This window comes from Paraburkholderia sp. IMGN_8, assembly GCF_038050405.1.
Lineage (GTDB): Bacteria > Pseudomonadota > Gammaproteobacteria > Burkholderiales > Burkholderiaceae > Paraburkholderia.
In genome coordinates this window covers 1120962-1133466 of sequence record NZ_CP150900.1, presented here as the reverse complement: position 1 = coordinate 1133466, position 12505 = coordinate 1120962, and the positions used below count along the sequence as shown (strand labels likewise).

Here is a 12505-nt window from a genome sequence, read left to right as displayed (position 1 = left end):
CGCCGGTGGTCGGCAAAACGAATTGTTCAGGACGGACTACGTCACCGCCCCTTGATCACGAGAGCTTTGCGGCTTCTTGCCCGCTCGCCCTGGTCGGTAACGCCTTCTATCCGGTTCTTGTTCATCGGCTCGCAGTTTCGCTCCGCGCTTCCTCCCCACGCTCGGTCACCCTCACGCAGCTGCGCTTCGCTTCGCTCGCTGTGATCAACTTGCGGTGGGACTTGCACCCACTAGAGTGCGCCCATGCTGGGCGCACAAAAAAGAAAAGCCCCGACAAGTCGGGGCTTTTCTTTTCATCAACTACTGGAGGCGCGAGCCGGAGTCGAACCGGCCTAAACGGCTTTGCAGGCCGCTGCATAACCGCTTTGCTATCGCGCCGCAAGCGGACTGGAACCTAGCTACAGATTCTCAGGTTAGTCTGGTGGCCGACCGGGACAACCGGGCCACCAAACAAAAAGGGAAGCGTTGCTTCCCCTAATGTGTGGAGCGGGAGACGAGGCTCGAACTCGCGACCTCAACCTTGGCAAGGTTGCGCTCTACCAACTGAGCTACTCCCGCATGGTACTGCTTCACAACGCCTTGCATTTTTACTTCGCCAAACAATGCGTTGCTTCGAAAACTGGAGCGGGAGACGAGGCTCGAACTCGCGACCTCAACCTTGGCAAGGTTGCGCTCTACCAACTGAGCTACTCCCGCGTATTACTACTTAACTACCGCCTACTTACTGCAACTACTACCTTGCTGCCACCGACGTTTCGAACTGCGTGCATCGGAGAAACGAGATTATGGAGAAACGACCGAAACGTGTCAACCCCTTTTGCGAATGTCTTTAACTGAACAGATTTCACTCACGCTCCGGTTGCCGTTCGATTGCTGATCCGTCGCCATTCACTCAGGTAGCACCGCCCCGCTCGCGAATCTGCGGCCACGCGAGCTTCATGTAGTAGAGCATCGACCAGATCGTCAGGAAGGCGGCCAGATAGATCAGCCACAGCCCCCACACACGCGTGTCGACAGAGACGCCGCCGAACGGCAGCGGACCGTAGAACAGCAGCATCGGAATCGCGACCATCTGGCACGCGGTCTTGAACTTGCCGAGCGAATTCACCGCGACGCTCTTCGACGCGCCGATCTGCGCCATCCATTCGCGCAGCGCCGAGATTGCGATTTCTCGTCCGACGATCACCAGCGCGATCGCCGAGTCGATCCGCGCGAGTTGCACCAGCACCAGCAGCGCGGCGGTCACCATCAGCTTGTCGGCGACGGGATCGAGAAAAGCGCCGAATGCCGAGGTCTGATTCCATTTGCGCGCCAGGAAGCCGTCGAACCAGTCAGTCAGGGCCGCCAGAATGAAGATCGTCGCGGCCGCCATATTGCGGTGCGCAAGGCTCATCATCATGTCGGGCAGATAAAACACCCCGACGACGAGCGGAATCAGGACGATTCGCAGCCAAGTCAGGAAAATCGGAAAGTTAAACGGCATGGGCAGGCGCAGCGTCTGACAAGGGAGATGCAATTGTGCCGTGTCACAAGGCCTGCCACAAGCAAAGCGGCGCGCTGGGCTTGCCACGCGCGCCGCCGTCGTGCTGCTTCGCGGCGGCTTTATGGGCAGCCAACCGCATCAGGATCAGTGCAATTGCCGATAGATTTGCTCGGCGAGCGCCTGCGAAATCCCCTCGACGCTCGCGAGATCTTCGACACTTGCCGCGACCACGCCTCGCAGTCCGCCGAAGCGCGCGAGCAGCCGCTGACGGCGCTTCGCGCCCACGCCTTCGAGTTCTTCTAGCCGCGAGGTCTGCCGCGTCCTGGCGCGCTTCGCGCGCATGCCAGTGATGGCAAAGCGATGCGCCTCGTCGCGGATTTGCGCGACCAGCATCAGCGCCGCGCTCTCCTTACCGAGTTCGAGCGGCGCGCGGCCGTCCGCGAAAATCAGTGTCTCGAGACCGACTTTGCGCCCCTCGCCTTTCGCGACGCCGACCAGCATGCCCGTATCGAGACCCAGTTCCGTGAACACCTGGCGCGCGATTTCGACCTGGCCCTTGCCGCCGTCGATCAGCACGATGGTCGGCAAGATGCCGCCTGCCGCGACCGGCTCGGCTGCATCGGGCATGAGCGCCGGGTCGCCGGCCGCCGGGTCGCCTGTCGCGTCGGTTGGCAACTCGGCCGCTTCGTCGGCGGCATTCGCGGCGGCTTGCGCGACCATCTTTTCGTAGCGGCGGGTGAGCACCTGACGCATCGCCGCGTAGTCGTCGCCGGGTGTGATGCCGGCGATGTTGTAGCGCCGGTACTCGGAGGACTGCATCTTGTGGTGGTGATACACCACGCACGACGCCTGCGTCGCCTCGCCCATCGTGTGGCTGATGTCGAAGCATTCGATACGCAAATGCGCGAGATCGTCGCACTCCACGCCGAGCGTGTCCGTGAGCGCGCGCGTGCGGGCCTGCTGCGAACCTTGTTCCGACAGCAGGCGTGCGAGCGCGAGCCGTGCGTTCTGCTCGGCCATCGCGAGCCATGCTCGCCGTTGACCTTGCGGCTGGCGCAACACAGTCACCTTGTGGCCGGCCTGCTCGATCAGCACATCGACCAGCTCGCGCGTGGCCGGCGCGTGGCTGACCACCAGCACCGGCGGCACGCGATTGCCCAGGTAATGCTGCGCGATGAATGCTTCGAGAACTTCGGATTCGATGCCGCCGGCGGCGCGGCCTTTGCGTGGCTTCGAGGGAAGATCTGCGTCGTCCGCGTCGACGCCGGCTTGCACGACTGTATCTTCTTCATCATCTTCCGACGGCATCTCTTGCGCGATAGCGAGGGCGTCGGCGGCGTCTGAAGAATCAACCGCGCGGGTTTCAGCGCCGGCTTGCGCCTCGTCCGACGTCGAGCCCGCGCCGCCGGCGGCAACGGCCAGTATTTCGGCGCCTGTTTCGAGACCGCCCTCGTCCGCAGTCAACGCGCTTTCCACATGCGCCGGAAAGTACGCCTTGTCGCCCAGGTGCCGCCCACCGCGCACCATCGCGAGATTCACGCACACGCGTCCGCCGAGCGCGACCACCGCGAGAATATCGACGTCGCTATTGCTGCCGACTTCGATCGCCTGCTGATGCAACACCGTCGACAGCGAACTCATCTGGTTACGCACCGCCGCCGCCTGCTCGAACTTCAACTCGCTCGCGAATGCGTGCATTTTCTGCTCGAGCTCGTTCATCACCTCGCCCTGCCGACCGAGCAGGAAGCGCGACGCATTGGTCACATCGCGTGCGTAATCCTCTTCGCTGATCGCTCGGACGCACGGCGCCGTGCAGCGGCCGATCTGATGCAGCAGACAGGGCCGCGTGCGGTTGTTGAACACCGAGTCTTCGCATGTGCGCAGCTGGAATACGCGTTGCAGGATCTGGATGCTCTCGCGCACTGCCCACGCGCTCGGGAAGGGTCCGAAGTACTGATTCTTGCGATCCACCGAGCCGCGGTAATACGCCATGCGCGGAAACTGATGGCCGGTTAGCTTCAGATACGGATACGACTTGTCGTCGCGAAACAGGATGTTGTAGCGCGGCGTCAGCGCCTTGATCAGATTGTTTTCGAGCAGCAGCGCTTCGGCCTCGGAGCGCGTCACTGTGGTCTCGATGCGCGCAATGCGCGTCACCATCATCGCGATGCGCGGCGACAGTTGCGTCTTCGTGAAGTAGCTCGAGACGCGCTTTTTGAGGTCGCGTGCCTTGCCCACGTAGAGCACCGCGCCGTGCGTATCGTAATAGCGATAGACGCCGGGCAGATGCGGCAATTGGGCGAGCACTTTTTTCGGCTCGAAAGCGTCGGTGACTTCGGGTTCGGTCATGCAGAATCGGTTGGATGGGACAGTGTCGCGAAGCCTTGGTCCGGGTGCTGCGTGCTTAGGGGTCACTTAGTGGCCACTTAGTGGTCACTTAGGCGCGGAACCGCGGACGAGTGCTTTAGAATCGCCAGTTTAGAACATTCCGCGTGCGTTCGAACCCCGCTGCATCGAATGGCGCAACGCTTCGGCATAAGCCGATGGCCGAAGCCAGCCGCGCTGCTCGATCGCACGATTAAACCGCACGACTAAACCGCGAACCGCGCGCTCGCCCGTTCGAACCCGCGACCCAGGCCACCATGTCCTCCGCTACGTCCCTTCCCGAACAATCGACCACCGCGCCGACTGCGATCGCCTGCGATATCTTTTGCGCGGTGATCGACAATTTCGGCGACATCGGCGTGTGCTGGCGCCTCGCGCGTCAACTGGCGAGCGAGCACGGCTGGCAAGTGCGCGTGTTCGTCGACGACCTGCACGCGTTTCACAAGCTCTGCCCGTCGCTCTCGCTCGATCGCGCGCGCCAGGTGATCAGCGGCATTGTCATCGAACACTGGCACGCGCCGACGCACGCAGGCGAGACGCTCGACGTGGCCGATGTCGTGATCGAGGCGTTCGCATGCGAGCTGCCGCCGATCTACGTCGCCGCGATGGCGCGGCGCGAGAACACGCCGGTGTGGCTCAACCTCGAATACCTGAGCGCGGAAGATTGGGTCGCGGATTTTCATCTGCGGCCATCGCCGCATCCACGCTACCCACTGACGAAAACGTTCTTTTTCCCGGGACTGGGCCCCGGCACCGGCGGCGTGCTGAAGGAACGGCATCTCGACGCCACGCGGGCGGCCTTCGATGCATCGCAACCCGCCCGCGAAGCCTGGTGGCTGACAGCCACCGGCTGTGCGCCGCCACCCGCCGCGGCCACAGTCGTCTCCCTGTTCGCCTATGAGAACCCCGCCGTCGACAGCCTGCTCGAACAATGGCGAGATAGCGCCGAACCGGTCGTGCTGCTGGTGCCGGAAGGCCGTATCTCGGGCGCGGTCGCGCACTTTTTCGGGCTGCCGTCGTTTGCCGCCGGCGCGCACGCCGAGCGTGGCAGCCTCACCGCACGCGCGCTTGCTTTTACCGAGCAAGCCGGCTACGACGCGCTGCTATGGGCCAGCGACGTTAATTTCGTCCGCGGCGAGGATTCGTTCGTGCGCGCACAATGGGCCGCGAAGCCTTTCGTGTGGCACATCTACCCGCAAGCCGACGACGCCCATCTGCCGAAGCTCGACGCCGCGCTCGCCCATTACGCCCGCACCCTGCCCGCCGACGCGCGCAACGCGCTCGCGCGCTTCTGGCACGCATGGAACGGCGCCGGTCAGCCGGACTGGGCGGATTTCCAGCGCCACCGTGCCGTCCTGAAGCAACGCGCGGCCGAATGGGCGCGTGAATTGGCGCAGGTGGGCGACCTCGCCGGAAATCTGGCCTTGTTCGCAAAAAGTCAGTTAAAATAAGCGGTTATCCAACGGCCGACGACGCAAGCTCGGCCCGATCGCAGCAGCAAAACCCGGCGAACTCCGGCATCGGACGATGCATCATCTGCACTTGGCTGGCTAATTGAGCGGCAGATGAGTGACAGAGAAGCGGCAGAAATGTCAAAAAGGGACGCATGCTGCGTATCGGCGCCACTCGTGTGCACGCCCGCACAGGGTAAAAGCAGGTAACGGATTGCAGGATAGAAGAACCGCCGCGGGCAACCGCGGCAAGCCGGCCACGCTTCACGCACTACTCCCGGCCCAGCCGCTCCTAACGGGCGCGGCGCCGAAGTGCGAGAAACGCCGAAGCCGCTTGCGCCGTATGCCGTTGAGCAAAAGTTGAAGCTACTTATTTCGTACAGGACTGTTTTATGAAGACCGCACAGGAACTCCGCACCGGCAACGTAGTGATGATCGGCGCAGACGCGATGGTCGTGCAAAAGGCCGAATACAACAAATCGGGCCGCAACTCCGCCGTCGTGAAGATGAAATTCAAAAACCTGCTGACCGGCGCAGGTATGGAAAGCGTGTACAAGGCAGACGACAAGTTCGACGTCGTCGTGCTGGAACGCAAGGAAGTGACGTACTCGTACTTCGCTGACCCGATGTACGTGTTCATGGACGCTGACTACAACCAGTTCGAAGTCGAAGGCGAAATGATGGGCGACGCCCTTCATTACCTCGAAGACGGCATGGCTTGCGAAGTCGTGTTCTACAACGAGAAAGCCATTTCGGTCGAACTGCCGACCACGTTGGTCCGCGAAATCATCTACACGGAACCGGCTGTCAAGGGCGATACGTCGTCGGGCAAGGTGTTGAAGAACGCCAAGCTGAACACCGGTTTCGAATTGCAAGTGCCGCTCTTCTGCAACATCGGCGACAAGATCGAAATCGACACGCGTACGCACGAGTACCGCAGCCGCGCCTGAACGCGGTCAGACGGCTGAATCCTGCGCCGGCGCCACGCCGGCGTGGCGATAAAAAAATGCGACAAAAAAAAGCGCCCACTTTGGGCGCTTTTTCTTTTTTGCGCCGCCGTGTATGGTTGAGGAAAACTTTACCGGTAACCTTCTCGAAAATGCCTGTTCGCTGATCTCGTCTTCCCGCCTCGCATCCCTCAGACCATTGATAAGCTTAAGTAAATGACTGTGGCACAGTCCCTGCTACCTTGGAGTTACAGACCTACCCGGATTTATTTTCCTCAACTCCGGAGATGCGGTATGAATAACGACAAAAGCCGGGATATCTGACCGGCCGAATGAAAGAAGTACAGGCGCCCTGCCCATGCGTTGTCGAAAGCCAGGCACCTGACCAAATTGCAAAGGACCAAAACTACATGAGTCGAATCGCCGTCGCACGTATCACGCCACGCCCATGCCCGCCGGTCGGCCGCAATTGTGCCGCCCTGGCAGACACTGCTCGCGCGGCGCGGCGTTCGACCGACCGTTCGACCGACAGTACCGGCCAGCCATCGCGCCTGTGCCGCACGCCGGAGTATCGGCTGTGCGAAGCGGGTATTCCGTCCATCTAAAAATTGCGCTCGCTATGCCACATGCACTGATTGTTGAAGACGATCCCAATAGCCTGTCAGGCCTGTCCGCCATCCTCGCTGCCGACGGCTTCTCCGTCGACACCGCGACTACGATCGCCGAGGCCCGGGCCGCGCTGACGCGCTTCATTCCCGACGTCGTGCTGGTCGACCTGAATCTGCCGGACGGCAGCGGGCTCGATCTGCTGCAGCACCTGCCCGCGCATCCGCCCGGTGGCGCCTTGCCCGTGATCGTGATGACCGGCAATGCGACGGTCGAGAGCGCGATCGAGGGCTTACGGCACGGTATCTGGGACTACCTGCTCAAACCGGTCAACATTCCGCGCCTGCGCAGCCTGCTCGCGCGGATTCCGCGTCCGTACGAACTGACCGAGGAAGTACAGACGCTGCGCGCTTCGCTGCGTCAGCTTGGGCGTTTCGGCGCGATGCTTGGCAGAAGCGGTGCGATTCAGCACGTGTACGACACGATCGAACATATCGCGCCGACCGAAGCCGCCGTGCTGATCGCCGGCGAAACCGGCACCGGCAAGCAGGTCGCCGCGCGCACGCTGCACGACATGAGCCGGCGCCGCAAAGGCCCGTTCGTGACGTTCGATTGCCGTGCCGCGACCAGCGTCGCAGCGCACCGTTCGCTCGACAGCCTGATGTTCGGCCACGAGCATGGTGCATTCAGCGGTGGCGCAGAGCAGCGCGAGCCGGGTCTGTTCGAGCAGGCGAGCGGCGGCACGCTGTTCATCGACGAAATCGCCGAACTGCCGCGTGCACAACAGGAAGCGCTGCTCCGCGCGCTCGATTCGCAAACCTTCATGCGGGTCGGCGGTACGCATCAGGTGGTGACGGACTTCCGGCTGATCGCGTCGACGCGCAAGATGCCGCGTGCGGCAGTCGCCGACGGCAGCCTGCACGCAGACCTCGCGTTGCGCCTCGAAGCCGCTGCGGTGACGCTGCCGCCGCTGCGCGAACGCGCCGACGACGCGGCGCTGATCGCGCAAGCCGTCGTCGACGAGTTGAATCAGGAAGCGACCGCGCGCGGCACCGTGGAAGTCGCCAAGCAGGTCGGACCGAATTTCCTGCGCGAGTGTCTCGCCTATGAATGGCCGGGCAATGTGCGCGAATTGCAGGACCGCGTGCGGCGTGCTTATCACGCGTCGGGCGATGTGCTGGAATCGTTGCGCGCCGACGAAGCCGGTTCGGTCAACGGCCGCGATCTGAGCGGCAGCCGCGTGCAGGTGACGGTCGGCACACCGCTCGCCGACGTCGAGGAAATGCTGATTCGCGCGACGCTCGATGCGGTCGGCGGTACGCGCCATCGCGCGGCGTCGCTGCTGGGGATCAGTCCGAAGACGCTTTACAACAAGCTGCAACGGATGCGGTTGAACTGAATTCTGCCGGTCTCGCCGGAGAGCTTGAAAAACTTGAATAGAAAACGGCGCCTCGAAGGCGCCGTTTTTTGTCTGACTCTGTTTCCGCTCAGCTCATTATATAAATTTAGGCAAACGCGCTACGCAGCAATGCCTGCGCTTGCAGATATTGCGGATCGGCCACCAGCTTGCTCCACTTGAGCGCCTTGCCGCGCGGCCGCATGCGCGCGAGACGCCGCTGCGATTCCTTCGACGGCGTGAAGCGCAGCGCGTCGAGCACCTTCTCCGCTTCGTCCGGCTGATTGCAGATCAGCACCATGTCGCAACCGGCCTGCAATGCGGCGCTCGCGCCTTCAGTCAACGTACCGCCTTGACGCGCGGCTTCCATCGACAAATCGTCGCTGAAAATCGCGCCTTCGAAGCGCAGCTTCTTACGCAAAATGTCCTGCAGCCAGACGCGCGAGAAACCGGCTGGCTTCGAGTCGACTTGCGGGTAGACCACGTGCGCCGGAAGCACCGAACCGAGCGACAAATCGAGCCAGTCATACGGCGCCACGTCGTCGCGCAGGATCTCGTCCAGCGTTCGATCGTCGACCGGCATGGCGACGTGCGAGTCCGCATGCGCGAAGCCATGCCCAGGGAAGTGCTTGCCGCAATTGCTCATGCCCGCCAGCGCGAGACCGTGATTGAGACTCTTCGCCAGCAAGGTCACGACGCGCGGATCGCGATGAAACGAGCGATCGCCGATCACCTGCGACTGGCCATAGTTCAGATCGAGCACCGGCGTGAAACTCATATCGATGCCGCACGCGCGCAACTCCGTGGCGAGGATATAACCGACCGCCGTCGTCACTTTGGTGGCATGCAGCACGTCGCTGTCCCACAACGCGCCGAGCTTGCCCATTGCCGGCAGCACGGTGAAGCCGTCGGTGCGAAAGCGCTGCACGCGGCCGCCTTCGTGATCGACAGCGATCAGCAGATCTTCGCGAATCGCGCGGATCGAATCGATCAGCGCGATCAGTTGCGCGCGGCTTTCGTAGTGGCGCGCGAACAGGATCACGCCGCCGGTCATCGGATGGGCAAGGCGGCGCTTGTCGTCGTCGTTCAGCGTTGTGCCGACCACGTCGAGCATCACCGGTCCGGGAATGGTTTTCATCGAATTCCGCTAGAAGAAAAGCTAGGACAAAGAGAAACGCGGCCGGCGTGCGCCGCGTTCAAAGTATTTAACGGACGTCAGAATCCGGCGCGCTCGTTGCGTCCTCCGCTTGCACTGTTTCCGCGATCACGAACGACACCGCGTAGTCGCGTTCGTCGCTGATCGTCACGCGTGCCGTGATTCCGCGCGCGTCGAGCCATTCGGCCAGTTCGCCGGAAGCCACCACCATCGGCTCGCCGCTCGGCTTGTTGAGCGTTTGCAGCGCGCGCCAGGTCATCGGCCAGTGCATGCCCAGGCCAATCGCCTTCGAGAACGCTTCTTTGGCCGAGAAACGCGTGGCGAGAAACGCTAAACCACGCGCCGCCGAACGGGCCTGGCGCGCGTGATAGATGCGCAGTTCGTCCGGGCCGAGCACCTTCTCGGCGAAGCGGCCATTGGTGCGCGTCATCACCGCGGCCACGCGGCTGACCTGAACGATGTCCGTGCCGATACCGTAGATCGCCATGCGCGGCGCCGCGGCGTTAAGCGCGTGCGGCGAGACGCGCGGCGACCATGATCGCCTTCATCTCGCGCACTGCGTTGTCCCAGCCGGCGAAGATCGCATGCGCGACGATCGCGTGGCCGATATTCAGCTCGACGATGCCTTCGATCGCGGCGATCTGCTGGACGTTGGTGTAGTGCAGACCGTGGCCCGCATTCACCTTGATGCCGAGCGTTGCGCCGAATTCGACGGCGCGCACCACCCGCTCGTATTCGCGTTGCTGTTCTGCGGGATCGTGCGCTTCGGCGTAACGGCCCGTGTGCAGCTCGATCACCGGCGCGCCGGCTTCGTGCGCGGCGCGGATCTGCGTTTCGTCCGGATCGATGAACAGCGACACGCGCGAGTTCACGGCGGCGAGCTGCTTGCACGCGGCGCGCACGGCTTCGAACTGGCCGGCGACGTCGAGGCCGCCTTCGGTCGTCAGTTCCTGGCGCTTTTCCGGCACGAGGCAAACGTCGTGAGGCTGCACTTCGCACGCGATGTCGAGCATCTCTTGCGTAACCGCGCATTCCAGATTCATCCGCGTCTTGAGCAGCGGACGCAGCGCGCGCACGTCGGCGTCGACGATATGGCGGCGGTCTTCACGCAAGTGCAGCGTGATCACATCGGCGCCGGCCTCTTCGGCCTGCAACGCGGCGCGGATCGGATCGGGATAAGTCGTGCCGCGCGCGTTGCGCAGCGTGGCGACGTGATCGATGTTCACGCCCAGGTCAATCACATTCGACGACGTAAGAAAGAAGCTCATAAGTTCTGCAAGTCGATCAGGATCTGGCGCGTCGCGAGCGGCGTGCCGCCAAGGTAGGTGTTGAGCAGAAAGCGCATCAGCGTTTTGCTTTGCGCCACCGTCTGCGCTCGATGGTAATCGTCCTGCTCCATATCGAGCAAGGTTTGTCCGGAAACCACCGGCCATTGCACGGGCAGATCGTCGGAGGCCTCGCGTACGCCACGCTCCGGATCGAACACGTAGCGACCGTCCGCTTGCACGGCTTTACGCGCGACAGTGCGGTCGAGCGCCATCGCGTAACCGGTTTCGCGCAACAGCACGCGCTCGAACGAACGCAGCACCTGCACGGGCGGCTCATCGTGCGCGAGACGCGTCATGGTGACGACGTAGTGATGGAACAGTTGCGGATGCGGATCTTCGCGCGCGCAGAATTTGACCAACAGTTCATTGACGTAGAAGCCGCAGAGCAGCGCGTCGCCGGCCAGCGGCAACATGCCGCCGACCCATTCGGCGCCGGTCAGCGTGCGCACTTCGGATTTGCCCGACCACGACAACGCGAGCGGCTGGAAGGTCTGCAGCACGCCGCGCAGTGCGGAGTGGGGACGCTTCGCGCCCTTCGCGACGAGCGCGAGACGGCCGTGATCGCGCGAGAGCACGTCGATGATCAGACTGGTCTCTCGATACGGATAGCTGTGCAGGACAAAAGCGGGTTGCTCCGCGATCCGGTACTCGGACGCGGAGGTGCGGGGGGCACGGCGTGCCGGCGCTTTGCGCGGCTCGCCTTCGGCGCCCTGAGCGCCTTTAGCGCTCGAGGAAGATTTTTTGGCGGTGCGGGCGGGTTTGGACGGCTCACGCGCCGGCGCGGCCGGCTCCGGTTCGTCCGGGTCAGCGTCGGAATTCAGCGTCATCCATGCGTCATTCGTACCCATACGCACGGAGTCCGGCTTCATTGTCGGCCCAGCCACTCTTCACCTTGATAAAGGTTTCCAGATACACCGGGCCGTCGAACAGCTTTTCCATGTCGAGGCGCGCTTCGGTGCTAATCTGCTTCAGCTTCGCGCCCTTCTGGCCGATGATCATCGCCTTGTGCGTATCGCGCTCGACCATGATGGTCGCGAAAATGCGGCGCAGACGCCCTTCGGTTTCGAACTTGTCGATCAGTACGGTGCTCGTGTACGGCAGTTCGTCGCCGGTCCAGCGGAACACCTTTTCGCGCAGGATTTCGGCGGCAAGGAAGCGCTCGCTGCGATCGGTCAGGTCGTCTTCGCCGTAGATCGGCGCGCCTTCCGGCAGGAACGGCTTGACGGTCGCCATCAAACGCTTGATGTCGTCCGGATTTTTCGCCGACAGCGGCACGATCTCGTTGAACTGGCGCAGCGCGCTCACCTGCTGCATGAACGGGAACAGCGAATCCTTATCCGACACGCGATCGAGCTTGTTCGCGATCAGCAGCGTGGGCACCGACGGCGGGATCAGGTCGAGCACCTTCTGATCGTCCACGCCGAAGCGGCCGGCCTCGATCACGAACAGGATCGCGTCGACCGAAGTCAGTGTGGACGTGACCGCGCGGTTGAGCGAACGGTTTAGCGCGCCGCTGTGCTTGGTCTGGAACCCCGGCGTATCGACGAAGATGTACTGCGCGTCTTCGAGCGTGTGAATGCCGGTGATGCGGTGACGCGTAGTCTGCGCCTTGCGCGACGTGATACTGACTTTCTGGCCGACCAGCGCGTTCATCAGCGTGGACTTGCCTACGTTCGGGCGGCCGACGATCGCGACCATGCCGCAGCGAAAACCAGTGGGAGTGGGAGCGTTCATATTCGGGCTACGGCAAGTT

General features: G+C 62.8%; 11 protein-coding genes and 3 tRNA genes. 4 read left to right on the top strand and 10 right to left on the bottom strand.

Annotated features, from left to right (window positions below; genetic code table 11):
• Positions 1–304: 304 nt before the first annotated feature.
• From WN982_RS05480 to uvrC, 5 genes are all read right to left on the bottom strand, one after another.
• Positions 305–378 (bottom strand) — tRNA-Cys (locus WN982_RS05480).
• 104 nt (positions 379–482) lie between these two features.
• Positions 483–558 (bottom strand) — tRNA-Gly (locus WN982_RS05475).
• Between the two features lie 62 nt (positions 559–620).
• Positions 621–696 (bottom strand) — tRNA-Gly (locus WN982_RS05470).
• 196 nt (positions 697–892) lie between these two features.
• Positions 893–1483, bottom strand: a complete 591-nt coding sequence (gene pgsA / locus WN982_RS05465; RefSeq protein WP_341314745.1) for a CDP-diacylglycerol--glycerol-3-phosphate 3-phosphatidyltransferase — start codon at positions 1481–1483, stop codon at positions 893–895.
• A 144-nt stretch (positions 1484–1627) separates the two neighbouring features.
• On the bottom strand, positions 1628–3832 hold the full coding sequence (gene uvrC / locus WN982_RS05460) for an excinuclease ABC subunit UvrC (protein ID WP_341314744.1): 2205 nt from the start codon (positions 3830–3832) through the stop codon (positions 1628–1630).
• 293 nt (positions 3833–4125) lie between these two features.
• Between uvrC and earP the strand changes: the two genes are divergently transcribed.
• The 4 genes from earP to WN982_RS05440 all read left to right on the top strand — a co-directional run bounded on the left by earP (position 4126) and on the right by WN982_RS05440 (position 8271).
• Positions 4126–5319 carry an elongation factor P maturation arginine rhamnosyltransferase EarP gene (gene earP, locus WN982_RS05455; RefSeq protein WP_341314743.1) on the top strand — a complete coding sequence of 398 codons (1194 nt, stop codon included), beginning with the start codon at positions 4126–4128 and terminating at the stop codon, positions 5317–5319.
• A 392-nt stretch (positions 5320–5711) separates the two neighbouring features.
• Positions 5712–6269 carry an elongation factor P gene (gene efp / locus WN982_RS05450; protein WP_012433870.1) on the top strand — a complete coding sequence of 186 codons (558 nt, stop codon included), beginning with the start codon at positions 5712–5714 and terminating at the stop codon, positions 6267–6269.
• Positions 6270–6676: 407 nt separating this feature from the next.
• The gene (locus WN982_RS05445; protein ID WP_341314742.1) at positions 6677–6871 is read left to right on the top strand and encodes a hypothetical protein; all 195 of its coding nucleotides are present in this window, start codon (positions 6677–6679) and stop codon (positions 6869–6871) included.
• 14 nt (positions 6872–6885) lie between these two features.
• On the top strand, positions 6886–8271 hold the full coding sequence (locus WN982_RS05440) for a sigma-54 dependent transcriptional regulator (RefSeq protein WP_341314741.1): 1386 nt from the start codon (positions 6886–6888) through the stop codon (positions 8269–8271).
• A 106-nt stretch (positions 8272–8377) separates the two neighbouring features.
• On the opposite strand, the gene nagZ is transcribed toward WN982_RS05440, so the two are convergent.
• From nagZ to era, 5 genes are all read right to left on the bottom strand, one after another.
• Positions 8378–9406, bottom strand: coding sequence for a beta-N-acetylhexosaminidase (gene nagZ, locus WN982_RS05435; protein WP_341314740.1), 1029 nt, complete (start codon positions 9404–9406; stop codon positions 8378–8380).
• A 67-nt stretch (positions 9407–9473) separates the two neighbouring features.
• Entirely contained in the window at positions 9474–9911 is a 438-nt protein-coding gene (gene acpS, locus WN982_RS05430) for a holo-ACP synthase (protein WP_341314739.1), read from the bottom strand.
• A gap of 16 nt (positions 9912–9927) precedes the next feature.
• Complete coding sequence (pdxJ, locus tag WN982_RS05425; RefSeq protein WP_341314738.1) at positions 9928–10692, bottom strand: pyridoxine 5'-phosphate synthase; 765 nt, start codon at positions 10690–10692, stop codon at positions 9928–9930.
• Complete coding sequence (recO, locus tag WN982_RS05420) at positions 10689–11600, bottom strand: DNA repair protein RecO (RefSeq protein ID WP_341314737.1); 912 nt, start codon at positions 11598–11600, stop codon at positions 10689–10691. The genes pdxJ and recO overlap by 4 nt, the downstream gene beginning before the upstream one ends.
• Complete coding sequence (gene era, locus WN982_RS05415; RefSeq protein WP_341314736.1) at positions 11587–12486, bottom strand: GTPase Era; 900 nt, start codon at positions 12484–12486, stop codon at positions 11587–11589. Before era ends, recO begins: the two co-directional genes overlap by 14 nt.
• Positions 12487–12505: the final 19 nt, after the last annotated feature.

Bases quoted from the DNA above. Each gene is read 5' to 3' on its own strand.
- WN982_RS05440 (WP_341314741.1), top strand. From the start codon at position 6,886: ATGCCACATGCACTGATTGTTGAAGACGATCCCAATAGCCTGTCAGGC.
- era (WP_341314736.1), bottom strand. From the start codon at position 12,486: ATGAACGCTCCCACTCCCACTGGTTTTCGCTGCGGCATGGTCGCGATC.
- acpS (WP_341314739.1), bottom strand. From the start codon at position 9,911: ATGGCGATCTACGGTATCGGCACGGACATCGTTCAGGTCAGCCGCGTG.
- uvrC (WP_341314744.1), bottom strand. From the start codon at position 3,832: ATGACCGAACCCGAAGTCACCGACGCTTTCGAGCCGAAAAAAGTGCTC.
- recO (WP_341314737.1), bottom strand. From the start codon at position 11,600: ATGGGTACGAATGACGCATGGATGACGCTGAATTCCGACGCTGACCCG.
- pdxJ (WP_341314738.1), bottom strand. From the start codon at position 10,692: ATGAGCTTCTTTCTTACGTCGTCGAATGTGATTGACCTGGGCGTGAAC.
- nagZ (WP_341314740.1), bottom strand. From the start codon at position 9,406: ATGAAAACCATTCCCGGACCGGTGATGCTCGACGTGGTCGGCACAACG.
- pgsA (WP_341314745.1), bottom strand. From the start codon at position 1,483: ATGCCGTTTAACTTTCCGATTTTCCTGACTTGGCTGCGAATCGTCCTG.
- WN982_RS05445 (WP_341314742.1), top strand. From the start codon at position 6,677: ATGAGTCGAATCGCCGTCGCACGTATCACGCCACGCCCATGCCCGCCG.
- earP (WP_341314743.1), top strand. From the start codon at position 4,126: ATGTCCTCCGCTACGTCCCTTCCCGAACAATCGACCACCGCGCCGACT.
- efp (WP_012433870.1), top strand. From the start codon at position 5,712: ATGAAGACCGCACAGGAACTCCGCACCGGCAACGTAGTGATGATCGGC.